The following is a 14,102-nucleotide window of genomic DNA, read 5'->3' as shown; positions in this document are numbered from 1 at the left end:
GGGAAATTTCGCTCATGCCGCCTGCAGCCTCTCTCGGCCGGGCTGCGGCGGGAAGCCGATGGCGATGCCGGCAGCACCGAGTCCGATCAGCGCCGAGCCGATGAACAGCCAGGAATAGCTGGCATAGGCGTCGAAGATCATGCCGCCGGCGAGCGGGCCGAACGACATGCCGAGGCTGGACAACAGGGTCGCGGCGCCAAGTATCGTGCCGATGATGCGCGGCCCGAAATAGTCGCGCGCCAGAACCGCATAGAGCGGCATGACGCCGCCATAGGTGGCGCCGAAGATGATCGCCAGGAGATAGAACTGCTCGAGATTGCCGACGGCGAGATAGGCGGCGATCACCACCGCCTGGATGGCGAGGCCCACGATCAGCACCGGCTTGGCGCCCAGCCTGTCGCCGAGCACGCCGTAGAGCACGCGCCCGCCAAGGCCGGCAAGGCCCTCGACGCTGTAGATCGACACGGCTGCCATCGGCGCCACGCCGCACGACATGGCATAGCTCACCATGTGGAAGATCGGCCCCGAATGCGCCGCGCAGCAGGCGAAGAAGGTCATACCCAGCACCAGGAATTGCGGCGAGCGCAGCGCCTGGCCGACTGACATGCCGGGGGCCGCGGCAGGCGCGGGCGCGCTGCCATCCGCTGCCGCGACCGCCGTCGACGGCTGGCGCACCAGGAAGACGGCCGGCAGCAACAGCACCCAGGCCATGATGCCGATGTCGAACATGGCGGTCCGCCAGTCATAGGCCGTGATCAGCCAGCGCGCGAAGGGCGAGATGGTCATCGGCGCCACGCCCATGCCGGCCGAGACCAGCGACACGGCCAGGCTGCGATGGGTCTCGAACCAGGCGGTGGTCAGCGCGATCATCGGCGCGAAGAAGGCGCTGGCCGCCAGCCCGACGATGACGCCATAGCTCAGCTGGAAGACCAGCAGCGATTGGGCTCGGCTCGCCACCACCAGCGACAGGCCGAGCAGCACCGCGCCGGCAAAAACCACCGGGCGGGCGCCGACACGGTCATAGATGGCGCCCCAGGCGAAACCGCCTGCACCCATCACCAAGAAATTCAGCGTCATGGCGCTGGAAATGCCGGTTCGCGACCAGTTGGTGTCGAGCGCCATCGGCTCGAGGAAGATCGCCAGCGAAAACATCGCGCCGAGCGCCACACAGGTCATCAGCGCGCCGCACGCGACGATCACCCAACGGTAGGAATTGTTCATGCTCTTCTCCCGAGATCGGTTTCGATGCGGCGCCACTCGCTCCAGCTCCGTTGCGCCGCTTGCGTCCGAAGGACGTTGGCGGGATTTCGAATCCGACAATCCGGTTGCATTTTTTATCCGGTCTGCGTGGAAGTCCATCCGGATATGACAAAAGCAGGGTGTAAGGCTGCCAAGCGCGCCGACAAGATAGACTGCCGAATTGACGAGCCGCTCCGCGGCACTAGCTTTGTGGTCTCGCGACGGGAGATATCGCTCATGGAACTGCATCGCGGCCGCCTCATCGACCACGTCCAGCTGGTGGTCAGGGACCTCAAGGCGAGCCGGCGCTTCTATGAAGCCGTCTTCAAGGTGCTCGGCATTCCGATCGGCGGCGAGGCCGAGGACTATTTCTGGGCCGACGAACTGTTCATCTCAAGCCTCGACAGCCGGGCGGCGAGGGGACAACTGACCGGGCGCCATCATCTGGCCTTCCAGGCCAGGGATAACGCCATGGTCGATGCCTTCTACAGGGCCGGCCTCGATGCCGGCGGGGCCGACAATGGCGCGCCGGGTGAGCGGCCCTACCACCCCGGCTACTACGCCGCCTTCCTGCTCGACCCCGACGGCAACAACATCGAGGCGGTGTTTCACGGGCCGGCAAAGCGAAGTGCCGCTTCGGTCGAGATCAATTTCTAGCGCAGGTTCACGAGGAGCGGGTTGCGGTGATCCGTCCGGAGTTCTCGCAAAAACAAAGAGTTGAAGCGGTCCACGGATTCAATCGCTGAACTGCTTCACATTGCCGGCGCGTAGCGGTTCACCACCATTCCGCAGGCATAGGCTTTAGAGCCGAGCAGGCGCAATTTCCGGAAGCCGCCACGGTCGAAAATCCGCTCGCCGTCGCCCAGCGCGGCCGGATTGATGAACAGCTGGAACTCATCGACCAACCCCGCTGCAATCAGCGCCGAGGCAAAGCCGGCGCCGCCGAACACCGCCATGTCGCCTTCACCTTCAGCTTTCAGCGCCTTGACCTCGCGCGGCAGGTCGCCGCTGGCAAGCGTCGTGCGCTCCCACCGCGATGCCGCGAGCTTGTCGCTCAGCACCACCTTGCGCGCCTCGACGATGCGCTGCGCAAAGGCGTAGAAGGGATCGTGCGGATAGTTTTTTGCCGCATTGCCCCAATGGGTTAGATAGCCTTCTTCGGCCATCTTGCGGCTGAGCAGAATGGTATCGATGCCGGCGAACACCGCGTTGAAATCCTGCTTCAAGTCGTCGTCCCACGGGCAGTTGGCGCCCCATTCCCAGAGCTGCCAGTGCTCATCGCCGGCCGCGCCGACAAAACCGTCGACCGACATCTGCATCTGCAGGATCAGTTTTCTCATCGTTGTTCTCCTGATTGAGCTCTGGTGTCACCAGCGCCAGGTCAGGCGGCGTTGGTTATTGCTTTACTTTCGGAACCATTGACACGAGTGAAAAATGATGTCAATAGTAAAGTGATTTAAAAATGGAAGCATTTAAATGTCGACCAGGGAAAGATCCGGCTGTCCCATCAGCCTATCGCTCGAATTGCTCGGTGACCGCTGGACGCTGCTGATCATCCGCGACATGATTTTCGCCGGAAAAAGGCACTTCCGGGAGTTTCTGCTATCAGGCGAAGGCATCTCGTCGCGCACCCTGGCCGAGCGGCTGCAGACCTTGCAGGATGAGGGCATCGTCACCAGAAGCGACGACCCCACGCACAAGCTCAAGGCGATCTACAAGCTGACGGAGGCGGGCATCGACCTGTTGCCGGTGCTGGCGACGCTCGGCGCCTGGGGCAGCAAGTACCGCAACGCCGATGACGAGCTGGCAAGGATCGCCGACGAACTGGCGGCGGGCGGCGAGGCGGGCCTGGAGCAGATAAAGAAGAAGCTGCGCGCCGAGCATATCGGCTAGGAGCAACGCCAGCCCTCCCTTCGGGCCGATGGGGGCTAGATCGACACGACGTCGCGCAGCCTCACCCTTCCCATCCCGCAAATCGCTGTGGCCGGAGCCATGTCTGCTTCGGATTGCCATCGCCCGAAACCACGGCCTCTTCCAGCCAGCGCGCGGTGGCGGGGGCGGCATGCATGCCGATTGGGCCCATGCCGCCATGCACGTAGAGCTCTTCGACCGCGGTGCGGCCGGCGACAGGCAGCCCGTCCGACAGCATGGGGCGATTGCCGGGATAGACATTCGTCACCGGGGGTGAGCCGAGACCGGACAGGATGCGCAGCGTGCGCGCCGCGATGCGAAGGCGTCTCGGCGCTAGCGCGCCGATCCACCTTCTCCAACAAGGGGAGAAGGTGAGGCGCGCCTTGTCCCGCCTGCGCTTCTACGCGTAGCCTAAGGAGCTAGCGGGAGGAGAATCGCTTGGACACCACTGTCGTTATTGTCGGCGCCGGGCCTGCCGGCCTTGCGGTCGGTGCCTGCCTGAAGCGGGCAGGAGTGGATTTCATCCTGCTCGAAAAATCGCAGGAGATCGCGCCCGCCTGGCGGCGGCACTATCGGCGACTGCATCTGCATACGGTCAAGTCGTTCTCGTCGCTGCCGTTCCTGCCCTTTCCCAAAAACTATCCGCGCTACGTGCCGCGCGAACTGGTGGTCCGTTACCTCGACGACTATGCGGAAAAATTCGATCTGCGCCCGCGCTTCGGCGTGACGGTGAAAGCCATTCGCCTCGGGGACGGCGGTTTTCTGGTCGAGACAGGATCGGACAACCTCAAGGCGCGCCATGTCGTTATCGCCAGCGGTAACAATGCCGAGCCGATCGTCCCCCGGCTCCCTGCCATCGAGGCTTTCAAGGGCGAGGTGCTGCACAGCGCCGACTATACGCAAGCGGCGCCCTTTGCCGGCCGCTCGGTGCTGATCGTCGGCATGGGCAACACCGGCGCCGAGATCGCGCTCGACTTGGCGGAAAATGGCGCGCGTCCGACCATTTCGGTGCGCAAGGGCGTCCACATCGTGCCGCGCCAGCTGTTTGGCGTGCCGATCCAGATGGTCGGCATCGCCAGCCGGCCAATGCCTCAGGCGCTGAACGACTGGATGTTTCCGATCATCCTCGATTTCGCGCTGGGCAAGCTCGAGAAATACGGCATCGTCAGGCCGAAGCAGGGCATCCTGCAACAGATCGACGAAGTCGGCCGCATCCCGGTCATCGACGTCGGCACGGTCGACGCCATCACCAAAGGCGCCATCAAGATCGCGCCCGACATAGCGGGCTTCACCGAGCGCGGCGCTGCGTACACCGACGGCAGGCAGGAAAATTTCGACGCCGTCATCCTCGCCACCGGCTATCGCCCGGGCTACGAAAAGTTTCTGCCCGTGGAATTGCAGCCGGAGCGCAGTGGCGTCAACGCCCGCGCCTCGCAACTCGGCCTCTACCTCGTCGGCTTCTACAATCCGGTCACCGGTCTGCTCAGGGAAATTGGACGCGAGGCGAAGGCAGTGGCGGCCGACATTGCTCGGCGGCGGTAAAAGGGGAGATCGGCTATCCATCACAGCCGCGCCGCATCGCCCTCATCCAGCAGCCATTGCCGCACGGCTTGCGTCGGTTCTGGGTGCCGTTGCTTGCGCGGCATCACGACATAGAAATCGTGCGTCCCACGCATCTCCGCGTTGATCGGCTGCACCAGCCGGCCGGCGGCAATGTCGGCGGATACGAGAAACCGGCTGGCCAGCGCGATGCCCTGGCCGGCAATGGCGGCGTCGATCGCGAGGCCTGTCTGGTTGAAGCGCATGCGTTTGGCCTCGGTGGCCATCCTCAGGCCGAGCGCCTTTTCCATGAATTCCGGCCATAGATTGTGCGCGTCGTGCAGCAGGACGTGGTGCTGGATGTCGGTCGGCGCGATCTCGTTCGCGCCGGTCGGCAGCAGGGCAGGGCTGCAGATGGCGATGATCTGCTGTGGAAACAAAAGATCCACCATCAGGCCGGCGCCGAAGGGCAGGCGGCCTTGCCTGACCGCAATGTCGACGCCATCGGCCTGAAAACTCGACAGGCTTTCGCTGGCCAGGATTCGCAAATCGACCAGCGGGTTGTGCGCGACGAACTCCGGCAGTTTCGGGATCAGCCATTTGGTGGCAAAGCTCGGCGTGACGCTGATCGTCAGTCGCGCCGGTTCGGGCCGCAACAGCAGCGTTGCCTCGGAGATCAGCTCGAAGGCGCGGCGGATGTTCGGCGCATAGGCGCGGCCTTCGTCGGTCAGCGCCAGGCCGCGCGGCAGCCGGTCGAACAGCTTTGCGCCGAGATCGGCCTCCAACCCGCGTATATGCTGCGCCACCGCCCCTTGCGTCACGTTCAGCTCCTGCGCGGCGATGCGGAAGTTGAGATGACGCGCGGCGGCTTCGAAGGCACGCAGCGCATTCAATGGTGGCAGGCTCAGGAAGGCTTCAGGCATGCAGGAGTTTTTCTACAGCTTGATTTCAGGCTTTCTGGTTCGAACCAGATGGCAAAACCGTTTATAGCATTGCTCGAAGGTCGGAAACATGTGCTTCAGAGTCCCGCCAGCCCGTGCGAAGGAAAATCGAGATGAGTGTAGAAAAAGTAGCAGTCGTCGTCGCGGGTGGCAGCGGTATGGGCGCGGCGGCGGCCAAGCGGCTGGCGGCGGACGGGTTCAAGGTCGCGATCCTGTCGTCCTCCGGTAAGGGCGAGGCTCTGGCCAAGGAGCTTGGCGGCCTCGGCGTCACCGGCTCCAACCAGTCGAATGACGATCTGCAGCGGCTCGCCGATCTGACGCTCGAGCGCTTCGGCCGCATCGACGTGCTGGTCAACAGCGGCGGCCACGGGCCACGCGCGCCGATCCTCGAAATCACCGACGAGCAGTGGCACACCGGTCTCGACGTCTATCTGATGAACGTCATCCGGCCGGTGCGCATCGTGGCGCCGCAGATGGTCAAGCAGAGGGCTGGCGCCATCATCAACATCTCGACCGCCTGGGTGGTCGAGCCGAGCCCGATGTTCCCGACATCCGCCGTGTTCCGCGCCGGGCTTGCCGCCTACACCAAGATCTTCGCCAACACCTACGCCGCCGACAATGTGCGCATGAACAATGTGCTGCCCGGCTGGATCGACAGCCTGCCGGCCACCGAGGAGCGCCGCGACAGCGTGCCGATGCAGCGCTACGGCACGTCGGAGGAGATCGCCGCGACCATCGCCTTCCTCGCTTCCGAAGGTGCGGGCTACATCACCGGCCAGAACATCCGCGTCGACGGCGGCATCATCGGCGCGATCTGACCGCGCCGGTCGCCTTGCGTGAGCCGGCGCGTCACTCCTTCACCGCGCCGGTCATCGACGAGACATAGTGCTCGACGAAGAACGAATAGAGCACCACCACCGGAAGCGAGCCGATCAGCGCTCCCGCCATCAGCGCCCCCCATTCGTAGACGTCGGAGCGCACCAACTCGGTCAGCACACCCACCGGCACGGTCTTGTTTTCCGAGGACTGGATGAATGTCAGCGCGTAGATGAACTCGTTCCATGACAGGGTGAAGGCGAATATGCCGGCGGAGATCAGGCCCGGCACCGAGAGCGGCAGCACGATTTTGGTGAGGATCTGCCACCGGCTCGCTCCGTCTATCAGCGCGCATTCTTCCAGTTCGAACGGGATGGAGCGGAAGTAACCCATCAACAGCCACGTGCAGAACGGCACCAGGAAGGTTGGATAGGTAAGGATGAGCGCGAAGGGCGTGTCGTAGAGCCCGAGGTTGAACACCATTACCGACAGCGGAATGAACAGGATCGAGGGCGGCACCAGATAGGCGAGGAAGATGCCGAGGCCGACCTGCCGCGCCCCGGAAAACCGCAGCCGCTCGATCGCATAGGCGGCGAACACCGACGCCAGCAGCGACAGGAAAGTAGCGGCGGTCGAGATGATGATCGTGTTGAGCAGCCAGCCCGGATAGGAGGTCTCGAACAGGAGATAGCGGATATGCTCCAATGTCGGATGCACCACCCAGAACGGATTGAACTGCGCATAGTCGGTCATCTCGAGATTGGGCTTAACCGCCGTGATCGTCATCCAGTAAAACGGAAACAACAGCACGAAGACGAACACCAGCAGCGGCAGATAGACCGTCACCACGCGGCGCGGCAGGCTCTGCAGGTAGCCCATGCCGCCTTCGTCGATATCCCCACGTTTCGCCTTCCTTGTCGCGGCCGTCTTGACCATGTCAGTCTCCGCCGCCTTGTTGCCATTTGCGGCGTTGCAGGCCGAAATAGCTGAACAGGATCGCCGCCAGCAGGAACGGGATCATGGCCACCGCGATGGCCGCGCCCTCGCCAAGCTGGCCGCCGGAAATGCCGCGCTGGAAAGACAATGTCGCCATCAGATGCGTGGCATTCACCGGTCCGCCCCGGGTCAGCACGTAGATCAGCTGGAAATCGGTGAAAGTGAACAGCACCGAGAAGGTCATGGTGATGGCGATGATCGGCGTCAGCAGCGGCAGAGTCACATAACGAAACAACTGCCAGCGACTGGCGCCGTCGAGCGTGGCCGCCTCGTAGAGCGACTGCGGAATGGTCTGCAGGCCGGCGAGCAGCGTGATGGCGACGAAAGGAATGCCGCGCCAGACGTTGGCGGCGATAACCGAAGCGCGCGCATTCTCCGGATCGCCGAGGAAATTGATGCGGTGGTCGATCAGGCCCATTTGCTGCAGCGCCCAGGACAGGATGGAGAACTGCGAATCGTAGATCCACCAGAAGGCGATGGCTGACAGTACGGTGGGCACCACCCAGGGCAGCAGGACTATCGCGCGGAAGAACCATTTGAACGGCAGGTTTTCATTGAGGATGAGCGCCAGCCACAGGCCGAGCACGAACTTCAGGATCGAGGCGCTGACCGTGTAGAGCAGCGTGTTGAAGACGGAGAGCCAGAAGACGTTGTCATTCCAAAGGTACTGATAGTTCTCGACGCCGATGAATATGCCGGGGCGGCCGATCCGGGCATCGGTGAAACCGAGCCAGACGCCCAGCCCGAGCGGATAGGTCAGGAAGACCAGCAGCAGCGCCGCCGCCGGCAGCATGAAGCCGAAGCCCAGCGCGTTGCGGCTTTCGGGAATCCGCGAAAGCATCGACGGACGCGGCTGGGCGGCAACGGACGGCACGGCCATGGAGGGCTCCTCATCGGGGAATCAGGTCACGGCGTCAACGGCCGCCATGGGATTGTGCGACGGGCCGGGCAGCGCACTAGACGCTGCCCGGCGGTGCCGTGATCAAACGCGGTAGTAGCGGTTGGCGCGCTTCTCCGCCTCCTCCATCGCCTCCTGCGGCGTCGCCTGGCCGGTCACCGCCTTGGCAAACATGTCGACCAGGACATAGTCGGCCATGGTCGCCGCCGAGGCATAGCCGAGCGGCCCGGCATAGCCGTTGGGACGCAGCGTCGCCGAGGCCTTTGCGTAGGCGGCGTTGTTCGGGTCGGCCGTCCACACCGGATTGTTGTCGAAGGCCTTCAGCGTCTGGCAGCAATAGCCCGCCGAGGAGGTGATCCAGTCGGTCATTTGCGGATCCTCGAACATGAACTGCAGATAGGCCTTGGCCGCATTGGGGTAGGGCGTGTAGTTGAAGATGACGGCCGTGGTCACCTGGAACAGTTCGACCGATTTCCCGACGGGACCGATCGGCAGGTTGGTGGTGCGGATGTCCTTGGCGATCTCAGCCAGCTTCGGATCGTTGTCCTTGTTGATCTTGGCTGTGTTGTAGGCGGAAATGCCGTTGGCGATAACGCCGAGTTCGCCGGCCAGGAAGGCGCGGTTATTATTGACGTCCAGCCAGCTTTCGGTCCCGGGAATGAAGGTCTTGTAGAGTTCCTGCGCGTAACCGATCGCCTTTAGCGTCTCGGGGCTGTTGATCGCCACCTTGCCGCTCTCGTCGACCATCTGGCCGCCATGGCTCCACAGCAGCCAGTGCGCGTAGTTGTTGCCGTCCCCGACGCCATGGCCGTGCGTGAAGCCGGCCGGATGTCCCTTTGCCTGCAACGCCTTGCAGAGCTCGAGGAAGCCTGCCGTGTCCTTCGGAAATTCCGAGAAGCCGGCCTCCTTCACCCAGCTTTCGCGATAGACGATGGCATTGCCGATGGTGGCCAGCGGCAGGCCGACGAACTTGCCGTCCCGCGTCGCATATTGCTTTGGTCCGTCGTGCCAGCCGCCATATTTCGAGCCCAGATACTCGCCGAGCTCGGTCACGTCATGCAGCTTGTCGGGATATTGATGCGGGTCGTCGAACCAGACGAACATCAGGTCCGGGCCGGAACCGACATTGGCGGCGACCGCTGCCTTGGGGCGAATGTCCTCCCAGCTTTCCTTGTCGACACGAACCTCGACACCTGTCGCCTCGGTGAAGCGCTTGGTGTTGGCCAGCCATTGATCCTCATCGCCCTTGACGAAGGGCGACCAGCGCAGCAGCCGCAGCTTTGCGCCTTCCTCGGGCTTGTATTTCAAGCCCTCCTGGGCAAAAGCCGGCGAGCCGACGAACCGGCTTCCCAGAGCTCCCGCCGCGGCACCTGCGGTCGTGCGGATTACATCGCGTCTCGTGAATTTCATGGTCGTCTCCTCCGGTTTATCTTCCTTGCTATGCGGTCCTTACCATCCCTTACGCGTTTCAAATCGTGTTCCGGTCTTGCCGTCAAAGAGATGAATCAGGCCAGGCGCGGCAGAGAGCCGTATGGATTCGCCCGGTGTGAAGGCATGGCGTTCGCGGAAATTGGCGACGATCTCGTCGCCGCCGGCGGTGCGGCCGATGATCTGCACTTCCGACCCGGTCGGCTCGACCACCGCGACGGTGACTGGAAAGCCTTGGTCTGACGATAGCCGCAAATGCTCGGGCCGTATTCCCAGCACCACCGGATGACCGTTGCCAACGGCCGGCGCGCCGGCCAGCGGCACGGAAATTCCCCCGGCGCCGCGAAAGGACGGAGATCCGTCGGTGACGATCTCGCCCTTGATCAGGTTCATGGCGGGCGAGCCGATGAAACTGGCGACGAAGAGATTGTTTGGCCTGTCGTAGAGCTCCAGCGGCGGTCCGATCTGTTCGACGATGCCGTCATGCATGACGACGATCTTGTCGGCCATGGTCATGGCCTCGATCTGGTCGTGGGTGACATAGACTGTGGTCGTCTTGAGCCGCTGGTGCAGTTCCTTGATCTCGGCGCGCATCTGCACCCTGAGCTTGGCGTCGAGATTGGAGAGCGGTTCGTCGAACAGGAAAACCTGTGGATCGCGCACTATCGCCCGGCCCATGGCGACGCGCTGGCGCTGGCCGCCGGAAAGCTGGCGCGGATATCGCGTCAGCAATGGCACCAGCCCGAGGATTTCGGCGGCGCGCTGAATGCTGGTAGCGCAATCGGCCTTCGAAACACCTTTGAGCATGAGCGAGAACGCCATGTTCTCGGCGACCGTCATGTGCGGGTAGAGCGCGTAGTTCTGGAACACCATGGCAACGTCGCGCTCTTTCGGCGCAACGTTGTTGACGACCCGATCCCCGATCGCGATCTCGCCCCGAGAAATTTTTTCCAGGCCGGCGATCATCCTGAGAAGGGTCGATTTTCCGCAACCCGACGGGCCGACCAGCGTGACGAATTCGCCGTCGTCGATATCCACACTGACGCCATGCAGGACCTCGACGGTCCCGAACGATTTGTAAACATCGCCGATCGCGACAGACGCCATCGATCTCCTCCCGAATGCTTCTTGCGACGCCCCGAAGGAAACCGCTCCTCTCCCGCCTCGCGACCGTCTCCCATTCCCCCAACAGGTCGCGTGACGATCAGACGGTAGCGCTACCAAGCCTGCCTGTAAAGCGGCCATGCGGCCGGTGCTCTTGTCGTTCGGAACACCGGCGCAATGACCGGTTCGCCGGCAAACTACCCCCCATTCACAAAAGCCAGCACCAGCTTCTGCAGGTTTCCGCCGGGGCCGAATTCGACCCGGTCGAAGTCGCGGCTCGCCTGCCGCTGAGCCAGCGAGATCTGGGCGAGTTGCCTCGTCAGCTCGGTTCTGATCTTGCTGCAGCCGGGGTCATCAGTAACGGTCAGGCCGACGCTCACCGCCTCGATCTTGCGCACCATCTCGGCGATGGCTGCGCCATGCACTCTCTCGTGGGCGGCGAGCCCGGCGATGAACACCGTCCAGTTCTTCTGGACGGAAGCCGGCAACGGTTCGGCCGGCTTCGGCAAGGTATAGGTGATGATCAGTTTCGGCCGCGCCGACACCAGCTCGCAGGCGTCGCCTTTCGGCCTGTAGTCCCTGGTCCAGGTCAGCTTGAAATTGGTGTGCGCGATGACCCGGCCCTTGCCGAGCAAGGGGCCGGCTTCACCGATCGCGGCATAGAGTTCCGGGCCGGTCCGCCCTGCGATGGCGTAGGTCTCGACCTTTTCGACCGGCTTCCAGTCGGCGCGTGCCGGCGACGCCAGCAGAGAGGCCGCGAACAGGAGAAAGAACATGGCTGGTTTCATGGAAACGTCAGAGACACTGGGCTGAGGCAAAGATCAACCCGGCGCAAATGCACTCAGGTCCCACGGCAGGCCGCGTCATAGTCGGCCAGCACCTGATCGACAGCTTCGAGAAGGATAGCCTCGGGATTGCCCGCCGACCCGAGTTCGGCCGGCAGCGCCGGCAGGAATTGCCGCATCAGCGTTTCGGGAATGGCGACCCCGTCCAGCGCCTTGCGCAGGCGCTCGACGGCCGCGACAGCGGTGGGGTTGCTCCAATAATAGCGGATGCGGTCGCTGTAGCTGTAATGCCGCTGCACATAGAGCTCTGCTTCGTTGCCGTGATAGTGGCTGTGCCAATGGCCGGGTGCTGCCAGCATCGCGCCTTCCATGGTCCGGGCGAGCGACCGGTCGCCATAATCCGTGATCATTTCGGATGCTATCAGGTCGAGCCCGTAAAGCGCCTCGCGCAAGGCGAAGGTCAGGCCGGGGCCGACCTTGAGGATGGGAAAGCCGTTTGCGACCAGCGCGGTCAAAGCCGCACGGCTCTGGTAGTCGGTCGAATGCGCCTCGTAGACGAGCGACGGCTGCTCATCGAGCAAGCCGGTCAGGCCCTTGGATTTCTCGGGCGCGTAGGCGACGACGTTCTGGCTGCCGAATTCCACGCCCGGCTGCACCACCACGGCGATGACGCGGCCGAAGGCCTCCGTCAGCCCCTCACGGGCAAAGATCTCCCGGTGAACCTCGATCGTGCGCCGCGCCGCCTCCGCCTCGGTCGGCTTCAACTCGCTGATCGCGTGGTGGACGCCGCCGGGGGCGGGGACTTCGGTGCCGATGATGTAGACCGGCAAGGTGCTGCCTGCGGCGTGCGCGGCCGTTTCGGCCGCCTTTGCCAGTCGCGCCGCCCGGGTGGCGATGGTCTCGTCGTCAAGCGCCGCCGGCTCGCCGGCGCAGCCCATCGATGCGTCGAGATGAATCTTGGTGAAGCCGGCCGCGATATAGGCGCCGACCATGGCCTCGGCCTTGTCCATCGCCTGCGCCGCCGGCTCTGCGCGCCACGGGTTCGGTCCCAGATGGTCGCCGCCGAAGATGATGCGCGAGGCTTCCAGCCCCTCGCGACAGGCGATCTCCAGCACGAAGGCGACGAACAGCGCCGGGGTCATTCCGGTATAGCCGCCGAACTGGTTGACCTGATTGCAGGTTGCCTCGATCAGCAGGCTTTTATCCCTGTCGGCAACGGCGCGCCGTATTGCTGTCTGGATCACCAGCGGATGAGCCGAGCAGATCGAGGTGATGCCGTAGGGCGGGCCGTTTTTGCGCGCGCTGGCGAGGCCTGCAAGCGGGTTGGCACTCATGTCCGTCTCGCTGTTCCCTTGATGAATTGGTCAAGCGCATCGAAGCCGGCGGTGCCCTCCATCGGGCCGCGCCGGGTGACGTTGCGGGCGCCGGCGGCATTGGCATAAAGCAGCGCCTTGCCGGGCTCCATCCCCTGGCGCCGGCAGGTCAGGTAAGTGGCGCCGAAACAATCGCCGGCGCCCGTCGGGTCGACTTCCTCGACCTGAAAACCGGCGCAGTCGATCCTGGCGCCGTCGGCGCCGAACCAGGAAGAGCCGTCAGCACCGCGCTTCAGCACGATCTCGCCGACGCCTCTGGCAAACAGCGCCGCCACCGCCTGATGCTCGTCATCGACGCCCGCCGTAGCGAGCAATTCGTCGCCGGACGGCAGCAGCAGGTCGGCATCGTCGATGAGTGCGGAAAACAGCGCACCGTCGGCGCCGATCAGCTCCTTGCGCACATTCGGGTCGAACGAGGTTGAGCCGCCGCGGGCACGCACCGCCCTCACTGCGTAGGTCACAATCTCCTTCAGCCCTGCCACCGACAGCGTCGATCCCATGATATGCAGATGGCCGGCTCTGTCCGCCAGCAGGCGCGCAGCAGTGGTCAGGTGGATCTGCCCGGCGGCGGATTCGGCGATGTTGTAGACGAAGTCCCTGATACCATTGGGCCGATAGCGCACGAAGGCGCATCCCGTCGGGAAGCGGTCGCTGATATCGACGGCGGAGACGTCCACACCGTCGCGCTTCAGCCTGTCCAGGTTGAGCGTGCCGAAATCGTCGCGGCCGACGCAGCCGATAATGCCGGCGCCGCCCCCCAGCCGCGCAACCTGATCGATGAAGATCGCCGGCGCACCGCTGGGGAATGGCCCGACGAGCGTTTGCGGCTCGAGGAAGCCGAAACCCCGTTCCGTCGCCATGATCTCGACCAGGATTTCGCCGGCGGCAATTGTTGGCCCCACGGCCTCGGCGGCGATTTCGCTGCGGCGCGAAAGGCTCATGCTTGCGATTCCTCCTTGTCACAGACTGATTGCTTGCTCGCGCAGTTGTTCGGCACAAATGTTTATCGGGTAAATCGCACATAGGGCGAAGTCAATAAAACCTTACATGCGTATAGTTTATTTATTCTGCG

The 14,102-nt window shown here is 63.7% G+C and carries 15 protein-coding genes; 4 read left to right on the top strand and 11 right to left on the bottom strand.

All coding sequences use genetic code 11. The features are described 5' to 3' along the window. Nucleotides 1-12: 12 nt before the first annotated feature. Complete coding sequence (locus NKI15_RS21430; protein ID WP_023705125.1) at nt 13-1,221, bottom strand: MFS transporter; 1,209 nt, start codon at nt 1,219-1,221, stop codon at nt 13-15. A gap of 246 nt (nt 1,222-1,467) precedes the next feature. Here NKI15_RS21430 and NKI15_RS21425 point away from each other — a divergent pair, with 246 nt between their 5' ends. Continuing rightward, nucleotides 1,468-1,896, top strand: a complete 429-nt coding sequence (locus NKI15_RS21425) for a VOC family protein (RefSeq protein ID WP_156931523.1) — start codon at nt 1,468-1,470, stop codon at nt 1,894-1,896. 95 nt (nt 1,897-1,991) lie between these two features. Here NKI15_RS21425 and NKI15_RS21420 read toward each other — a convergent pair whose 3' ends face one another. Further along, nucleotides 1,992-2,579, bottom strand: a complete 588-nt coding sequence (locus NKI15_RS21420; protein ID WP_023724498.1) for a dihydrofolate reductase family protein — start codon at nt 2,577-2,579, stop codon at nt 1,992-1,994. Between the two features lie 136 nt (nt 2,580-2,715). On the opposite strand from NKI15_RS21420, the gene NKI15_RS21415 reads away from it, so the two are divergent. Next, nucleotides 2,716-3,132 carry a winged helix-turn-helix transcriptional regulator gene (locus NKI15_RS21415; RefSeq protein ID WP_023705122.1) on the top strand — a complete coding sequence of 139 codons (417 nt, stop codon included), beginning with the start codon at nt 2,716-2,718 and terminating at the stop codon, nt 3,130-3,132. A gap of 61 nt (nt 3,133-3,193) precedes the next feature. On the opposite strand, the gene NKI15_RS21410 is transcribed toward NKI15_RS21415, so the two are convergent. Beyond that, nucleotides 3,194-3,466 carry an FAD-dependent oxidoreductase gene (locus NKI15_RS21410; protein ID WP_348528050.1) on the bottom strand — a complete coding sequence of 91 codons (273 nt, stop codon included), beginning with the start codon at nt 3,464-3,466 and terminating at the stop codon, nt 3,194-3,196. Between the two features lie 122 nt (nt 3,467-3,588). Here NKI15_RS21410 and NKI15_RS21405 point away from each other — a divergent pair, with 122 nt between their 5' ends. Then, nucleotides 3,589-4,692, top strand: a complete 1,104-nt coding sequence (locus NKI15_RS21405) for a flavin-containing monooxygenase (protein ID WP_023705120.1) — start codon at nt 3,589-3,591, stop codon at nt 4,690-4,692. 20 nt (nt 4,693-4,712) lie between these two features. Here the strand turns inward: NKI15_RS21405 and gcvA are convergent, their stop codons facing one another. Next, nucleotides 4,713-5,612 carry a transcriptional regulator GcvA gene (gcvA, locus tag NKI15_RS21400; RefSeq protein WP_352515041.1) on the bottom strand — a complete coding sequence of 300 codons (900 nt, stop codon included), beginning with the start codon at nt 5,610-5,612 and terminating at the stop codon, nt 4,713-4,715. Between the two features lie 131 nt (nt 5,613-5,743). Here gcvA and NKI15_RS21395 point away from each other — a divergent pair, with 131 nt between their 5' ends. After that, on the top strand, nt 5,744-6,448 hold the full coding sequence (locus NKI15_RS21395; RefSeq protein ID WP_023673468.1) for an SDR family oxidoreductase: 705 nt from the start codon (nt 5,744-5,746) through the stop codon (nt 6,446-6,448). A gap of 31 nt (nt 6,449-6,479) precedes the next feature. On the opposite strand, the gene NKI15_RS21390 is transcribed toward NKI15_RS21395, so the two are convergent. The 7 genes from NKI15_RS21390 to NKI15_RS21360 form a co-directional block, all read right to left on the bottom strand. Beyond that, nucleotides 6,480-7,382, bottom strand: a complete 903-nt coding sequence (locus tag NKI15_RS21390; protein WP_023673469.1) for a carbohydrate ABC transporter permease — start codon at nt 7,380-7,382, stop codon at nt 6,480-6,482. A gap of 1 nt (nt 7,383) precedes the next feature. Further along, on the bottom strand, nt 7,384-8,283 hold the full coding sequence (locus NKI15_RS21385; RefSeq protein ID WP_488494731.1) for a carbohydrate ABC transporter permease: 900 nt from the start codon (nt 8,281-8,283) through the stop codon (nt 7,384-7,386). A gap of 141 nt (nt 8,284-8,424) precedes the next feature. Then, the gene (locus NKI15_RS21380) at nt 8,425-9,750 is read right to left on the bottom strand and encodes an ABC transporter substrate-binding protein (RefSeq protein ID WP_023693796.1); all 1,326 of its coding nucleotides are present in this window, start codon (nt 9,748-9,750) and stop codon (nt 8,425-8,427) included. Nucleotides 9,751-9,789: 39 nt separating this feature from the next. Further along, nucleotides 9,790-10,875, bottom strand: coding sequence for an ABC transporter ATP-binding protein (locus NKI15_RS21375; protein WP_352886878.1), 1,086 nt, complete (start codon nt 10,873-10,875; stop codon nt 9,790-9,792). Between the two features lie 194 nt (nt 10,876-11,069). Continuing rightward, nucleotides 11,070-11,660: a DUF922 domain-containing Zn-dependent protease gene (locus NKI15_RS21370; RefSeq protein ID WP_023742421.1), complete on the bottom strand. Its 591-nt coding sequence runs from the start codon at nt 11,658-11,660 to the stop codon at nt 11,070-11,072. Between the two features lie 53 nt (nt 11,661-11,713). Further along, nucleotides 11,714-12,991 (bottom strand): D-tagatose-bisphosphate aldolase, class II, non-catalytic subunit, encoded by a 1,278-nt coding sequence (locus NKI15_RS21365; protein ID WP_023742422.1) that lies wholly within the window; start codon nt 12,989-12,991, stop codon nt 11,714-11,716. Then, entirely contained in the window at nt 12,988-13,971 is a 984-nt protein-coding gene (locus NKI15_RS21360; protein WP_031246361.1) for a tagatose kinase, read from the bottom strand. Before NKI15_RS21360 ends, NKI15_RS21365 begins: the two co-directional genes overlap by 4 nt. Nucleotides 13,972-14,102: the final 131 nt, after the last annotated feature.

The organism is Mesorhizobium sp. M0862, assembly GCF_040319795.1.
Taxonomy (GTDB): Bacteria; Pseudomonadota; Alphaproteobacteria; order Rhizobiales; family Rhizobiaceae; genus Mesorhizobium.
Note: the sequence above shows the minus strand (reverse complement) of the source record. Positions and strands in the feature narration are given on the sequence as shown.

Excerpts from the sequence above, each read along its gene's own strand:
- NKI15_RS21365 (WP_023742422.1), bottom strand. The coding sequence starts at position 12,991 with ATGAGTGCCAACCCGCTTGCAGGCCTCGCCAGCGCGCGCAAAAACGGC.
- NKI15_RS21370 (WP_023742421.1), bottom strand. The coding sequence starts at position 11,660 with ATGAAACCAGCCATGTTCTTTCTCCTGTTCGCGGCCTCTCTGCTGGCG.
- NKI15_RS21375 (WP_352886878.1), bottom strand. The coding sequence starts at position 10,875 with ATGGCGTCTGTCGCGATCGGCGATGTTTACAAATCGTTCGGGACCGTC.
- NKI15_RS21395 (WP_023673468.1), top strand. The coding sequence starts at position 5,744 with ATGAGTGTAGAAAAAGTAGCAGTCGTCGTCGCGGGTGGCAGCGGTATG.
- gcvA (WP_352515041.1), bottom strand. The coding sequence starts at position 5,612 with ATGCCTGAAGCCTTCCTGAGCCTGCCACCATTGAATGCGCTGCGTGCC.
- NKI15_RS21380 (WP_023693796.1), bottom strand. The coding sequence starts at position 9,750 with ATGAAATTCACGAGACGCGATGTAATCCGCACGACCGCAGGTGCCGCG.
- NKI15_RS21385 (WP_488494731.1), bottom strand. The coding sequence starts at position 8,283 with ATGCTTTCGCGGATTCCCGAAAGCCGCAACGCGCTGGGCTTCGGCTTC.
- NKI15_RS21420 (WP_023724498.1), bottom strand. The coding sequence starts at position 2,579 with ATGAGAAAACTGATCCTGCAGATGCAGATGTCGGTCGACGGTTTTGTC.
- NKI15_RS21360 (WP_031246361.1), bottom strand. The coding sequence starts at position 13,971 with ATGAGCCTTTCGCGCCGCAGCGAAATCGCCGCCGAGGCCGTGGGGCCA.
- NKI15_RS21430 (WP_023705125.1), bottom strand. The coding sequence starts at position 1,221 with ATGAACAATTCCTACCGTTGGGTGATCGTCGCGTGCGGCGCGCTGATG.
- NKI15_RS21390 (WP_023673469.1), bottom strand. The coding sequence starts at position 7,382 with ATGGTCAAGACGGCCGCGACAAGGAAGGCGAAACGTGGGGATATCGAC.
- NKI15_RS21415 (WP_023705122.1), top strand. The coding sequence starts at position 2,716 with ATGTCGACCAGGGAAAGATCCGGCTGTCCCATCAGCCTATCGCTCGAA.